This window comes from Jiangella asiatica (genome assembly GCF_004349065.1).
Lineage (GTDB): Bacteria > Actinomycetota > Actinomycetes > Jiangellales > Jiangellaceae > Jiangella > Jiangella asiatica.
The window spans coordinates 96,357-109,886 of record NZ_SMKZ01000011.1 but is presented as its reverse complement, the minus strand read 5'-3'; the positions used below and the strand labels follow the sequence as shown (position 1 = coordinate 109,886).

The 13,530-nt window shown below is 72.0% G+C and carries 11 protein-coding genes; 9 read left to right on the top strand and 2 right to left on the bottom strand.

The window, feature by feature from the left end:
• Nucleotides 1-5: 5 nt before the first annotated feature.
• The 9 genes from E1269_RS10080 to E1269_RS10040 all read left to right on the top strand — a co-directional run bounded on the left by E1269_RS10080 (nucleotide 6) and on the right by E1269_RS10040 (nucleotide 11,392).
• Complete coding sequence (locus E1269_RS10080) at nucleotides 6-1,112, top strand: ABC transporter ATP-binding protein (RefSeq protein WP_239000844.1); 1,107 nt, start codon at nucleotides 6-8, stop codon at nucleotides 1,110-1,112.
• Nucleotides 1,109-2,167, top strand: coding sequence for an ABC transporter ATP-binding protein (locus E1269_RS10075; RefSeq protein ID WP_131893956.1), 1,059 nt, complete (start codon nucleotides 1,109-1,111; stop codon nucleotides 2,165-2,167). Before E1269_RS10080 ends, E1269_RS10075 begins: the two co-directional genes overlap by 4 nt.
• A complete protein-coding gene (locus tag E1269_RS10070) occupies nucleotides 2,164-4,770 on the top strand; it encodes a discoidin domain-containing protein (protein ID WP_131893954.1) in 2,607 nt (868 codons plus the stop codon). Before E1269_RS10075 ends, E1269_RS10070 begins: the two co-directional genes overlap by 4 nt.
• Nucleotides 4,767-5,693, top strand: coding sequence for an NAD-dependent epimerase/dehydratase family protein (locus E1269_RS10065; RefSeq protein WP_162606328.1), 927 nt, complete (start codon nucleotides 4,767-4,769; stop codon nucleotides 5,691-5,693). Before E1269_RS10070 ends, E1269_RS10065 begins: the two co-directional genes overlap by 4 nt.
• Nucleotides 5,690-6,967 carry an enolase C-terminal domain-like protein gene (locus tag E1269_RS10060; RefSeq protein WP_131893950.1) on the top strand — a complete coding sequence of 426 codons (1,278 nt, stop codon included), beginning with the start codon at nucleotides 5,690-5,692 and terminating at the stop codon, nucleotides 6,965-6,967. The genes E1269_RS10065 and E1269_RS10060 overlap by 4 nt, the downstream gene beginning before the upstream one ends.
• A 48-nt stretch (nucleotides 6,968-7,015) precedes the next feature.
• On the top strand, nucleotides 7,016-8,002 hold the full coding sequence (locus E1269_RS10055) for a glycoside hydrolase family protein (protein WP_203433298.1): 987 nt from the start codon (nucleotides 7,016-7,018) through the stop codon (nucleotides 8,000-8,002).
• Entirely contained in the window at nucleotides 7,999-9,447 is a 1,449-nt protein-coding gene (locus E1269_RS10050; RefSeq protein WP_131893948.1) for a sulfatase family protein, read from the top strand. Before E1269_RS10055 ends, E1269_RS10050 begins: the two co-directional genes overlap by 4 nt.
• Nucleotides 9,444-10,841: a sulfatase family protein gene (locus E1269_RS10045; RefSeq protein ID WP_131893946.1), complete on the top strand. Its 1,398-nt coding sequence runs from the start codon at nucleotides 9,444-9,446 to the stop codon at nucleotides 10,839-10,841. The genes E1269_RS10050 and E1269_RS10045 overlap by 4 nt, the downstream gene beginning before the upstream one ends.
• Nucleotides 10,842-11,005: 164 nt before the next feature.
• Complete coding sequence (locus tag E1269_RS10040) at nucleotides 11,006-11,392, top strand: VOC family protein (protein ID WP_131893944.1); 387 nt, start codon at nucleotides 11,006-11,008, stop codon at nucleotides 11,390-11,392.
• A 223-nt stretch (nucleotides 11,393-11,615) separates the two neighbouring features.
• Here the strand turns inward: E1269_RS10040 and E1269_RS10035 are convergent, their stop codons facing one another.
• Nucleotides 11,616-12,320 (bottom strand): response regulator transcription factor, encoded by a 705-nt coding sequence (locus tag E1269_RS10035; protein WP_203433295.1) that lies wholly within the window; start codon nucleotides 12,318-12,320, stop codon nucleotides 11,616-11,618.
• Nucleotides 12,317-13,498 carry a sensor histidine kinase gene (locus E1269_RS10030; protein ID WP_203433293.1) on the bottom strand — a complete coding sequence of 394 codons (1,182 nt, stop codon included), beginning with the start codon at nucleotides 13,496-13,498 and terminating at the stop codon, nucleotides 12,317-12,319. The genes E1269_RS10035 and E1269_RS10030 overlap by 4 nt, the downstream gene beginning before the upstream one ends.
• Between the last annotated feature and the right edge of the window lie 32 nt (nucleotides 13,499-13,530).

Below are 13,530 nucleotides of genomic sequence, written 5' to 3'. Positions count from 1 at the left end.
GCCGCGTGACCGCAGCGACGAAGGACAGCGCCATGAACAGCGGCTCCGATGCCCGCGACGACGTCATCCTCGAGATCCGCGACCTGGAGGTCACGTTCCACGGCGACGACGGATCGGTGCAGGCGGCCGACCGGGTGAGCTTCACGGTCCGGCGCGGCGAGACCGTCGCCGTCGTCGGCGAGTCGGGGTCGGGCAAGAGCGCGTCGGTCCTGGCCGTGTTGCAGCTGCTACCGCGCTCCGGCAACGTCGAGGTGCGTGGCAGCGTGCGCCTCGACGGCAGGGAACTGCTCGACGCCGACCGGCGCACGCTGCGGGCGGTCCGCGGCGGCGCGGTCGCGATGATCTTCCAGGACCCGATGACCTCGCTGAACCCGGTCGTGCGGGTCGGCAAGCAGCTGGTGGAGATGCTGCGCGAACACCGCTATCCGGGCGGCCGGCGCGCGGCCGAGCGGCGGGCCGTCGAGCTGCTGCGCGTCGTCGGCATCCCACAACCGGAGCTGCGGATGCGGCAGTTCCCGCACGAGTTCTCCGGCGGCATGCGCCAGCGCGTCATGATCGCCATGGCGATCGCCAACGAGCCGAGCCTGCTGATCGCCGACGAGCCGACCACCGCGCTCGACGTCACCATCCAGGCACAGGTGCTCGACGTCCTGCGCGACGCGAAGGCGGCCACGGGCGCCGCCGCGATCGTCATCACTCATGACCTCGGCGTCGTCGCCGAGCTGGCCGACACGGTGGTTGTGATGTACGGCGGCCGGGTGGTCGAGACCGGCTCGGCCGAGGAGATCTTCGCCGCGCCCCGGCACCCGTACACGATCGGGCTGATGGCCGGGCTGCCCCGACTCGACGCCGACGTCGACCGGCTGGTCCCGATCCCCGGTTCGCCGCCCAACCTGGCCGACCCGCCGCCCGGGTGCCGCTTCCATCCCCGGTGCACGCTCCGCGCCGGCCGCGACGTGTGCGCGACGGAGACACCGGAGCTGCGCGAGATCGCCGCGGGGCGCCGGTCGGCGTGCCACTTCACTGAGGAGATCAGTGCGGAGGAGACCGCGGCCGAGGCAGCCCGGGTCAGCGAGCTGACCGGGGTGCCGCTGACGGGAGACGGCCGATGACGACCTCCGCACTTACGCCGGCCGGAACCCCGGCCGGAAGCTCGATGGGTCGCGCCGGCGGCGAGATCCTGCGCGTGGAGAACCTGACGATCCACTTCCCGGTCCGCTCGGGACTCCTCGGCCCGCGGCAGACCGTCCAAGCGGTGAACGACGTGTCGTTCACCATCGGGCGCGGCGAGACGCTCGGGCTGGTGGGGGAGTCCGGCTGCGGCAAGTCGACCACCGGCCTGGCCGTGATCCGGCGGCTGCGGCCGACCTCGGGCCGGATCGTCTTCGACGGGCGGGACATCTCGACGGCCAGCCGGTCGGCGCTGCGGCCCGTCCGCCGGAACATGCAGTTCGTCTTCCAGGACCCCGCGGAGTCGCTGAACCCGCGGATGACGACGCACGAGATCATCGCCGAACCGCTGCGGATCCACGGCCGGTACGACGCCGCCGGTCCGGCCAAGGTGGCCGAGCTCATGGAGCGATGCGGGCTGGACCCGCGCTGGTCCGGCCGGCTGCCGCACGAGTTCTCCGGCGGGCAGCGACAGCGGATCGGCATCGCGCGGGCGCTGGCCCTCGACCCGTCGCTGCTGATCCTCGACGAGCCGGTGTCAGCGCTCGACGTGTCGGTGCAGGCGCAGATCGTCAACCTGCTCGTGGACCTCCAGCGCGACCTCGGCCTGTCGTACCTGTTCATCGCGCACGACCTCGCCGTGGTCCGGCACATCAGCCACCGCGTCGCCGTCATGTACCTGGGCCGCATCGTCGAGTACGGCGAGAAGGACCAGATCTACCGCAGCCCACGCCATCCCTACACCCAGGCGTTGCTCTCCTCGGTTCCGGCGCACACCCCCGCGGAGCGGAACCGTCCCGGCCGGATCAAGCTCACCGGCGACGTGCCCAGCCCGCTCGACCCGCCGTCGGGGTGCCACTTCCACACCCGGTGCCCGAAGGCGATCGACCGCTGCTCGCACGACGATCCCGCGCTCGACCTGCGCGGCGGCAGGCAGCTCGTCGCCTGCCACCTCGCCGAGCCGGGCGCCGACCACCAGACCCAGGGAGAACGATGATGTTGCTCCGACGCACCCGCGTGGTACCCGCCGTCACCGCTCTCGCGTCCGCGCTCGTGGCGTCGCTCGCGGCGCCCCCGACGACAGCCGCGCCCGCCACCGCCGCACCCGTCACCGCCGATCGCCTGACCTCGACCGCCGGTGAGATGGCCGTCGGGGCGGACTGGGTGATCGTCCACGGTTCCGACGCCGTCGAGCGGACCGCGGCGGACCACCTCGCCGGGCAGCTGGCAGACCACCTCGGCGCACCGGCACCACTGGAGGTACGCGAGGCGGGCTCCACCCTGAGCGCCACCGCCTGGCTGCGCCGCGAGAACCTCGGCTCCGCTGCGGGCGTCATCGTCGTCGGCACCGTGGCCGACCACCCGCTGGCCGGCATCGCACACCGTCGTGACCCGTTCGACCTGCCCGGCGACTCGCCGGAGGCCTACCACCTCGACGCGCGGACCGACGGCACGACGGATGTGCTGTACGTCGTGGGCGCCAGCCCGAAGGGCGCGATGAACGGGGTGTTCCGGCTGGAGCAGCACATCGAGCGCGAGGCGAGCCTGGACGTCGCCGCGCTGAACGAGGCCGCCGAACCCGCGTTCGTCAACAGGGTGGGCGGGCACCGGTTCACCCAGTCCCCGCCGCCGGACTGGACCGACGACCAACAGGGCCGGTACTACGCGGAGAACTACATCAACGTGGTGTGGGGCGAGAAGCACGGCGCCCCGTTACCGGCCGACGTCCGGGAGAAGTGGGGCCTGAAGCTGGCCTACGAGGTGCCGCTGCCAGGGGTGGGTGCGGCATGGTTCGACGATCCGGCCAACGAGAGCTCCACCTGCGTCCGAGGCGACGGCACCCGCACCATCGACCCGTTCACGCCGCGGGGCGCGCAGGCCTACGCCGACGTCTTCGCCGCGGCACTCGCCCAGCACGACGACATCGTGATCCTGGAGACCCTGTTCGGCGACTACAGCCACATCCCGACCCCCAACAGCATCCGTGCCGGCACCGACGGCGAAACGTGCGACATCCAGAAGTCCGACGTCGCCGTCGAGATCATGCGGATCATGAAGGACGTCATCGGCGACCGCGACGTCACGCCGATGGCCTGGATGTGGCACCTGTACCCCGCGGGCGGCGACGCTGCCACCATGGCGCGGCTGCGCGACCTCGGCGTCGGCATCCTCTACAACGAGGACGGCAACGGCGACAACTGGGTCACCAGGCGGACCAACTTCAGCGACGTCGCCATCGACACCGTCGACGAGACCGGCGTGACCACGTGGGGCCCGGACTACGCCTCGCTGGTCTCCGCCGGCGGCAGCTGCGAAAGCGTGAAGCCGGTCATCGGGCTGCCGGTACCGCACGCGGCCGCCAGCAAACTGCATGCCCTGGCCGAGATCGGCGTGCGGAACTTCTACCTGTGGTGGGGCGGAGTGGAGGGCTGGACCTACTCGGCGAACCTGTCGGTCATCCGGGAGATGATCTGGGACCCGGGCCTGTTCGACCCAACCGACACCACCCCGTTCGACGCCGCGCACCCGGAGCCGCTGCTGAACCGGGTCGCCACCACCGACTTCGGCGCGGACCGTGCCCCGGACGTGCTGCGCTACTGGTCGCTGGTCGACCGCGCCCTGGTCGACCCGTCCTACGCCACGGGCGACCCGGCCGGCCTGCGGGTCTACAGCTGGTACCAGCGGCTGGCCATCTACCTCAACCCGGCCGTGCTCGGCGGCGGGGCGGCGCTGCGACCGATCACCCCGGACGGGCTGAAGAGCAACCCGTTCACCCAGTACCGGCCCTGGGGCACCGATCCGGACACCATCGCCAACTTCACGCAGGTGGCCGCGGAGCTGGCCCGGGCCAACCAGATCGGCGCCCAGCTGGACGACGGGACCTCGGCGCGGTTCGCCCAGATGCGGCACTGGACCGAGCTGTACACGCACGTGTTCACGTCGCGGCTGCACTTCCTCCAAGGCCTCCGGGTTGCCGACCAGTACACCGACGTGGACGACCCGGCGTTCCGGGTGGCGTTGGAGCCCATCGCGGCTGCCGAGATCGACACCATCGAGGCGATGGAGACGGCGCTGGCGTCCATGCCGCCCAACGCGACGTTCTTCGACGGGACGCGGGTGGTGGTCCAGGGTGCCGGCGACCGCGAGAAGGATCTCGACCTGCTGGCCGCCAAGCGCCTGGCCACCCAGGCCTGGCTGGACGGCGAGGTCAACCTGGCGGCCGGACGTCCGGTCAACGCGTCGTCGGCGCCGGATCAGACCCGGCAGCCGGCGTTGGCCGTCGACCGCGACTGGACCACCGAGTGGCGCTCTGCACCGTCGAGCGGCCAATGGATCTCCGTCGGCCTCGGCGAAGTCATGCCGGTCGATCTCGTCCTGGTCCGCTGGAACCCGAACCAGACGGCGCTGTCGTACCAGGTCCAGGTGGCCGACTCCGCGAGCGGTCCCTGGACGACGGTGGCGACGATCACCGAGCCGACGGGGCGCGACGACGCCATCCCGCTGCCGGCCGGCACCACCGCGCGGCAGGTGAGGATCGTCGGCGGCCAGCCCGCCGCGAACAACCTGACGATCCGGGAGCTGGAGGTCTACGGGCCGTGAGCCGGACAGTTCTGGTCACCGGTGCCGCCGGGCGGCTCGGCCGGTCGGTGGTGACGATGTTGCGCTCGGCCGGGTCGGCGGTGGTCGCGGTGGACCGGGCACCGGGCGTCGTCGACGGCGTCCAGGTGCGGGCCGCGGACCTGGCCGATCCGCACGCGGCCGACACCGTGGTGGCCGGCTGCGACGAGGTGATCCACCTGGCCGCGATCCCTGGCCCGCACGCCGCGCCGGCCGCGACGGTGTTCGCCAACAACACCGCCGTGACGTTCCGCGTCCTGCACGCCGCGGCGGCGCGAGGCATCCGCACCGCGGTCGTCGCCTCCAGCGTCTCCGCCTACGGGCTGACGTTCGGCCCGGCGTCGTTCTCGCCGCGGTACGTGCCGATCGACGAGGACCACCCGCTGACGCCGTACGACCCGTACGGCCTGAGCAAGCAGGTCGACGAGCACACGGCGGCGATGATCGCCCGCTCGACCGGGCTGACGGTGGTGGCCCCGCGCTTCGGCTGGATCGCGACGCGGGACATGGTCGCGGAGCGGGTGCGGCAGGTCGCGGCCGACCCCGGCGCCGGCAAGTCGGTGCGCGAGTTGTGGGGTTACGTCGAGCTGGGAGACGCCGCCCGGGCCTGTGTCGCGGCACTGGACGTGCGCGACGGCCACCACAGCGTGAACGTGCTCGCACCGGACTCGCTGTCCACGACGCCCACGGCCCAGCTGGTGGCCCGCTTCCACCCGTCGACCCGGATCCGCGCCGGCCTGACCGGCACCGCGAGCGCCTGGAGCGGCGACCGCGCGGCCCGGCTGCTCGGGCTCGGTTCGATGTGGAGCTGGCGCGACGCCGACGCATTGGAGGGCACTGTGTCGACCGCGGACCGCGAGGTCCCAGCCGGCGGCGAGTCCCACGAGGCAAAGGGGGAGTCGTGACCGAGAATCCCTGGCCGCCGCCGTGGCAGCGCGACGATCCGGCCGGCGTGCGCATCGCCGACGTCCGGACCGTCGTCACCGCACCGGCTGGCGTCCCGCTGGTCGTGGTCAAGGTGCTGACGAGCGACGACGGACTCTACGGGCTGGGCTGCGCCACCTTCGCCCAGCGGCCGCTCGCGGTCGTGTCGGCGATCCAGGACTACCTGCGACCGCAGCTGATCGGCCGCGACCCGGCCGACGTCACCGACAGCTGGCACGCCCTGCAGCTGTCGTCGTACTGGCGGGCCGGGCCGGTGCTCAACAACGCGCTGTCCGGCGTCGACCTGGCGCTGTGGGACATCAAGGGCAAGCAGGCGGGGCTCCCGGTGTGGCAGCTGCTGGGCGGCCGTGCCCGGCTGGCGGTGCCGGCCTACGTCCACGCGCGCGGCCGCGACGCCCACGAGGTGACCGACGCCGTGCTCGCGCACCTGGAAGCCGGCTTCGGGCACGTCCGGTGTCAGGTCGCGGTACCGGGCGTGCGGACGTACGGCTACCCGGAGGTCGTCGCGGCGGACGGCGCCGACGGCGTCCGCCGCGGCCTCGCGGCCGACGGATGGGACGCCGAGGCGTACCTGCGGACAATCCCGCGGCTGTTCGAGCACCTGCGCGGCGCACTGGGCGAGGAGGTGCGGCTGCTCCACGACGCGCACGAGCGGCTGACCCCGTCGCAGGCGATCCGGCTGGCCAAGGACCTCGAGCCGTACCACCTGTTCTTCCTGGAGGACCCGGTCGCGCCGGAGGACCTCGGCTGGCTGCCGACCCTGCGGGCACAGACGTCGACGCCGATCGCCATCGGCGAGCTGTTCGTCGGGCCGGGGGAGTATCTCCCGGTCGTCTCGCAGCGGTGGTGCGACTACATCCGGTGCCACCTGTCGGCGATCGGCGGCATCACCCCGGCGCTGCGGCTGGCGGCGACCGCCGAGCTGTTCGGCATCCGCACCGCCTGGCACGGCCCCGGTGACGTCTCGCCGGTCGGGCACGCCGCGAACCTCGCCCTCGACATCGCCCTGCCCAACACCGGCATCCAGGAGCTCTACGCCTTCCCGGACGCGGTACGGGAGGTGTTCCCGGGCACCCCGGTCGCCGCGGACGGACACCTGTGGCCGTCCGCGGCGCCGGGCCTCGGCGTCGACATCGACGAGCGACTGGCCGCGGCCTTCCCGCCGCTGCCACCCCTGACCCGAGACGGCTGGACCGCGACGAGGCGGACCGACGGCGCAGTGCAGCGCCCCTGACAGCCGCACCGACCCCGCACCGCAGAACCACCCGAGAGGAACACCACGATGACATCGGTTCCCGTCCACGACCTCGCCGGCCTGGAGCGCTTCGACGTCGAGGACGCAGTCACCGTCCTGGCGCCGGAGCACCCGCGGTCAGGATTCTGGGTCGGCTGCCCCAGCGTCGTCCACGAGCCCGAGCACGGCCGGTTCCTGATGACGTACCGGCAGCGGCGACCCCGCGGCGAGGCGGCCGAGCGGGGCTGGCGCTGCGCGATCGCGTCGAGCAGCGACGGCGTGGAGTTCACCGACATCTGGTCGGTCGAGAAGGATGAGCTGGGCACGTCGTCGATGGAGCGGTTCGCCCTGGTCCGCCACGGCGGCAGGTACCTGCTCTACGTCAGCTACGTCGACCCGGCCGACAACCGGTGGCGGATCGACGTCGCCCAGGCCCGCACCCCCGACGCGTTCGACCTCACCACCCGGGTCCCGGCCCTGACGGCGGCCGCCACCGGCACCGAAGGCGTCAAGGACCCGGTCCCGGTCGTCGACGGGTCGAGCGTGCGGCTGTTCGTCAGCTACGCCGCCGCCGCGGACTTCTCCGACGAGGACCGCCGGCTGGCCCACGAGAGGGCCGACATCTACGTCACCGACATGACGACGTTCCCGACCGGGCTCGCCGTCAGCGAGGACGGCCTGCAATTCAGCTGGACTCCGGACGTGTTCCCGGTCGGCGCCGGCTGGGACCGCTACCAGGCACGGCTCACCACCGTCGTCGACATTGGCAACGGCTACGTCGGCCTCTACGACGGGTCGCGCGACGCCAGCGAGAACTACGAGGAGCGCACCGGCCTGGCCGTGTCCGCCGACCTCGCCTCGTGGACCAGCATCACGCCGGACCAGCCGTGGCGGACGTCGCCACACAGCAGCGGCTCGGTGCGCTACGGCGACATCGTGGAGGTCGACGGCACCTGGTTCGTGTACTTCGAGTACGCCCGCCCCGACGGCGCCCACGAGCTGCGGCTGGCCCGCGTACCTCGGACCTCCCAGTGAGCGCCGGACCTGCCCAGAAGCCGAACATCGTGCTGGTCATGACCGACCAGCAACGGTGGGACGCCCTGGCGGCGGCCGGCACGTTCCCGGTCCGGACACCGAACCTCGACCGGCTCGTCGCGGAGGGGACCTGGTTCCGCCGCACGTACAGCCAGAGCCCGCTGTGCGTGCCGAGCCGGACCAGCATGCTCACCGGCCGCTATCCGCACCAGCACCAGTGCCTGGACAACGACACCTCGCCGTGGCCGGAGGCGCCGTCGTTCGTGCGGTGCCTGCGCGACGCGGGATACCGCACCGCGAACGTCGGCAAGCTGCACTACACGTGGTTCCACGACGTCGAGCTGCTGGTCTCCGACCCGATCCTGCGGGCGATGGGCTTCGACGATCCGTTCGAGACCACCGGGAAGATGAGCCGCGGCAACCTGCGCGCGAGCGCCTACACCGAACACCTCAAGGCACGGGGGCTGCTCGACGCGTTCCACGCGGACCTGCTCGAGCGGGCCTCTGACGGTCCGTTGCGGTCCCGCGCCTCGTTCCTGGACGAGCACGACCACATCGACGGGTGGGTGCTGGGCCGGGCGGAGCAGTGGCTGCTGAACGCGCCTGACGAGCCGTTCTTCCTCTGGGTCGGTCCCGAGGGTCCGCACGACCCCTTCGATCCGCCGGAGCCGTACGCCTCGATGTACGACCCGGCCGGCATGCCGCTGGGTCCCCTCGACTACCGGTACCCGGTCGGGGCGAGCATCGCCAGCTCGGACATCCCCGACGCCACCGCGGACGAGATCCGGCGGATGCGGGCCCACTATCTGGCCAACGTGACGTTCATCGACGCCTGGCTGGGGAGGCTGCTGGCGGCGCTGGAGACGCGCGGGCTGCTGGACAACACGTGGGTGGTGTTCACCAGCGACCACGGCGACCTGCTCGGCGACCACCGGCTGGTCGGCAAGGGCCAGTTCTTCGAGTCGTCGGTCCGGGTGCCGCTGATCGTCCGCCCGCCGAACGCGGTCCCCGCCGGTCGCGGCCTGGTCCGCGACGCGCTGGTCGAGCTGATCGACGTGCCCGCCACGATGCTCGACCTCGCTGGCACGGCCCTGGCCGGGCAGCGCGGTCGCAGCCTGCTCCGGCTGCTGGACGACAGGGCCGACGACCTGCACCGCGAGTTCGTCATCTCCGAGATCGACGACCGGACGATGATCACCGACGGCGAGACGAAGGTCGAGCTCGGGCCCGGAGACCGGCCGATCCACGCCTTCGACCTGGTCGAGGACCCGGACGAGGAGCACGACCTGGCCGGCACCGACGCGTCGTGGATCGCGCTGCTCAGCAAGGCCGCGTCGGCATACCGCGTCGACACCCCCGCGGACATGCCTGCGCCATGGCATCATCTGACGCCCAACGCACACTGGGGGCGCAACCCGTTGAGGGAGTACGGAGCCGGCACATGAGCGTGAGCAACATCCTGCTCATCACCGCCGACGACCTCGGCGCGGACACGCCCGGATGCTTCGGTGGCGCCGGTGGTGTCACGCCGGCCATGGATCGGCTGGCCACCGAAGGCGTCGTGTTCCGCCGAGCCCATGTGCCCATCGCGGTGTGCCAGCCCAGCCGCTCGGCGATGCTCACCGGGCGATGGCCGCACCGCAACGGCGCCGAGGGATTCGAACCGATCCATGACGGCGTCCCGCTCCTGACCGACCTGCTGCGGCCGGCCGGCTACCGCGTCGGGATCTTGGGCAAGGTGCACCATCTGGAGCCGGTGGCGCGGTTCGGCTGGGACTATGTGCGGCAGGTGGACGAGCTCGGCATGGGCCGGGACCCGAGGGCCTACGCCGCGGCCACGGCGGAGTTCGTCGCCACCGCCGCGGCGCAGCGGCGACCGTGGTTCCTGATGGCCAACGCCCACGACCCGCACCGGCCGTTCCACGGCAGTGACCAGGAGTTGTCGCACTTCACCGCGGCGGAGCGGGCCACCATCCCCCGGCCGTCCCGGGTGTACGAGCCCGCTGCCGCGACACCGCCGGGTTTCCTGCCGGACCTGGCCGACGTGCGCCGGGAGGTCGCCGAGTACTTGAGCTCCAGTCGCCGGTGCGACGACGTCGTGGCCGCGGTGCTCGGGGCGCTCGAGGCGTCGGGCCAGGCCGAGCGGACGCTCGTCGTGTTCCTCTCGGACAACGGGATGGCGTTCCCGTTCGCCAAGGCCAACTGCTATCTGCACAGCACCCGGACCCCGTTGATCGTCCGGTGGCCGGGCCACACCAGCGCAGGGACGGTGGTGAGCCGGCGGTTCGTCTCCGGGCTGGACCTGCTGCCGACGTTCTGCGACGCGGCGGGCGTCCCGGCGCCTGACGACGTCGACGGTCGCTCCCTTGTCACCCTCCTCACCGGCGGGGACGAGGACCGGCGGGACCACCTGGTGACCGTCTTCCACGAGACGTCGGCCGGAATTCGGTACGAGATGCGGTGCGTGCAGAACGAACGGTTCGGCTACGTGTGGAACGCGTGGGCCGACGGCGCCATGGCCTACCGCGCCGAGAACATGCAGGGCCGCACCTGGCCGGCCATGCTCGCCGCCGCGTCGACCGACCCGGCCGTCGCCGTCCGGACCCAGCACTACCTCACCCGCGCGCCGGAGGAGCTGTACCGCCTCGACGCCGACCCGGACGCGCTGACCGACCTGAGCGGCGACCCCGAGCGCGCCGACCAGCTCACGGCAATGCGCCGCACGCTGGCCACCTGGATGCGCGACACCGCCGACCCACTGCGCGAGCGGTACCTGACGACCGTGCTCGATCACGCACACGTGACCGCCCTCGGGCGATTGCGGCCCTTCGTCTGTTGATCATGGCCTGACGGGCCTTCAGGGCGCCGCCCCGGAACGTGCGTTGAGCCATGATCAATGTGGTTGTGTCACGGGCTGGGCAGGCGAGGTGTTCACAACAGCCGCTCAGGGTGTCTTCTCAGCGAATCGGGAGAGGAGTACGTTCGCTTTTGGGGGGTGATGGCATGCTCAACGACTATCCGGTTTATGCCACGATCGCGACCGGCGACCTGGCACGAGCACGTGCCTTCTACGAGGGGACGCTGGGGTTCAGCGCCGAACTGGTTGACGAGGTCGATGGCGTCTTCTACCGGTCGGGAGGGACCCGCTTCCTCCTGTACTCGAGCACCTTCGCGGGAAGTCCTCAGCAGACGGTGGCGACCTGGGTCGTCGCCGACGCCGATGCGGCGGTCGCGGAGCTCGCCGACAAGGGCGTGACCTTCGAGCAGTACGACCTGCCCGGACTCAAGACCGATGAGCGGGGTATCGCCGAGATGGGACCGTTCCGGGGCGCATGGTTCAAGGACCCCGACGGCAACATCCTCAACGTCGGCGAAGGGCCCGTGAGCTAGCCGCTCGACCGATCGCCGGCGGGGTGCGGTGACCGTCGACCGCACCTGGCGGTGATACGCGAGCCGTCACCATTGAAAATGATCACGTTCAGCAGGATCCCCCGAGCCTCGCCATGATTGCGAGCATGGTGCGACACGAGATTTCGTGCTGAACGTGATCATTTCGGGGTCCCGCGCGCCCGCGGATGCAACGAGACGAGCCGTGACGATCTGATCAACCCGGTCAGGAGCCTGCCGATGGGGCGGTGACCGGGCCGGTCTCATAGGCGGTGACGACGAGCTGGGCGCGGTCGCGGGCGCCCAGCTTGAGGAACAGCCGCGACACGTGGGTCTTCGCGGTCAGCGGGGAGAGCACGAGGTGCTCGGCGATCTCGTGGTTGGACAGACCCCGCCCGACGAGTGCGAGGATCTCTCGCTCGCGCGGGGTCAGGTCGTCCAGCCGGCGGTCGTCCGGCGCCGGGACCGCGGCGGGAGCGGCGACGGGCGCGGGGTCGGCGGCGATGTACGCCTCGATCAGCCGCTTGGTGACTCGCGGCGCGAGCAGGGCCTGCCCGTCGTGCACCAGCCGGACGGCGTCGACCAGCGCCTCGGGCTCGACGTCCTTGAGCAGGAACCCGGCGGCGCCGGCGCGGAGCGCGCCGAAGACGTACTCGTCGAGCTCGAACGTCGTCAGCACGATCACCTTGACGGAGGCGAGGCGTGGGTCGGCGGTGATCCGGCCGGTGGCCTCGAGCCCGTCGACGTGGGGCATCCGGACGTCCATCAGCACCACGTCGGGCACCAGCATGCCGGCCAGCCGGACCGCTTCGGCGCCGTCGACGGCCTCGGCGACGACCTCGATGTCGGGCTCGGAGTTCAGCAGTGCCCGGAACCCCGCGCGCACCAACGTCTGGTCGTCGACCAGCAGCACCCGGATCGCGGCGGTCACGCGGCGCCCACCGGCAAGGACGCGGCGACCCGCCAGCCGCCGCCGGCACGCGGGCCGGCCTCGAGCGAGCCGCCGACCGCGGCGGCCCGCTCGCGCATGCCCCGCAGCCCGTTGCCGGACCCGGTGCCGTCGAGCGGGGTGGGACCGTAGCCCCTGTCGTTCTCGACCTCGATCACGACCATGTGGTCGCGGTGCGTGACCCGCACCCGCGCCGAGGTCGGGCCGACGTGGCGCATCACGTTGGTCAACGCCTCCTGGACGATTCGGTAGCCGGTGGCGTCGATGGCGGCCGGCAGTGTGTCGATCGCCGGGTCGAGGTCGACGTCGAGTTCGACCCCCGCCGAGCCGAGGCCCTCACGCAGATCCTCGATCTCGGCCATGCCCTGCGTGGGCCGGACCGGCGCCGCCGACCCGGGGTCGTGGTCGTCCTCGCGGAGCAGCCCGAGCATCGAGCGCAGGTCGCCGAGCGCCTCGCCGCTGACCCTCTTGATGTCGCGCAGGGTGGACCGAGCCTGCTCGGCGTCGCGGTCGAGGAGGTGGGCGCCGACGCCGGCCTGCACGTTGATGGCGACCATCGCGTGGGCGACGACGTCGTGGACGTCGCGCGCGATCCGCAGCCGCTCCTCGCCCACCCGGCGCAGCGCTTCCTCCTCGCGCGTCCGCTCGGCCGACTCGGCCCGTTCGACCAGCGCGGCCGTGTACGCGCGCCGGTCGTGCGCGGCGACGCCCAACGCGAGCGGAAGGGCGACGAAGCCGAGGTTCTTCAGGGTGTCCCTCGTGAAATACCCGTGCGGGCTGTAGACCTGCAGCATCAGCACCACCACCGGCAACGCGGCCAAAGCCGCGCCCAACGCGGCCCGGCGTCCTCGTGCTTCGGCCAGCCCGTAGCCACAGATCATGGCCGGGATCGCGATCGTGACGTAGATGCCCGCGACCGTCAGCACCGCGAAGAGCAGCGCCATCGCGAGCACGAACGCCGACACCGGCGCACGACGACGCAGCAGCACCGGCAGCGAGGCCACGACGATCGCGGCCACGGCGGCGACGGTGACCTCGGCCTCGTCGGACCGGGCCAGCTCGACGCACATCAGGGCTACGCACAGGCCGACCGCGACCACGTCCTCGACGTGATCGCGGACGGCACGGAGCCGGCGGAGGAGGGCTGGCGAGGTCACCACGCCCCTTACGGTAATGACGAGCGTCCGGCTCG

What these genes read in the sequence shown, in the direction of transcription:
- E1269_RS10075 (WP_131893956.1), top strand. Translation starts at nt 1,109, where the DNA reads ATGACGACCTCCGCACTTACGCCGGCCGGAACCCCGGCCGGAAGCTCG.
- E1269_RS10070 (WP_131893954.1), top strand. Translation starts at nt 2,164, where the DNA reads ATGATGTTGCTCCGACGCACCCGCGTGGTACCCGCCGTCACCGCTCTC.
- E1269_RS10055 (WP_203433298.1), top strand. Translation starts at nt 7,016, where the DNA reads ATGACATCGGTTCCCGTCCACGACCTCGCCGGCCTGGAGCGCTTCGAC.
- E1269_RS10045 (WP_131893946.1), top strand. Translation starts at nt 9,444, where the DNA reads ATGAGCGTGAGCAACATCCTGCTCATCACCGCCGACGACCTCGGCGCG.
- E1269_RS10040 (WP_131893944.1), top strand. Translation starts at nt 11,006, where the DNA reads ATGCTCAACGACTATCCGGTTTATGCCACGATCGCGACCGGCGACCTG.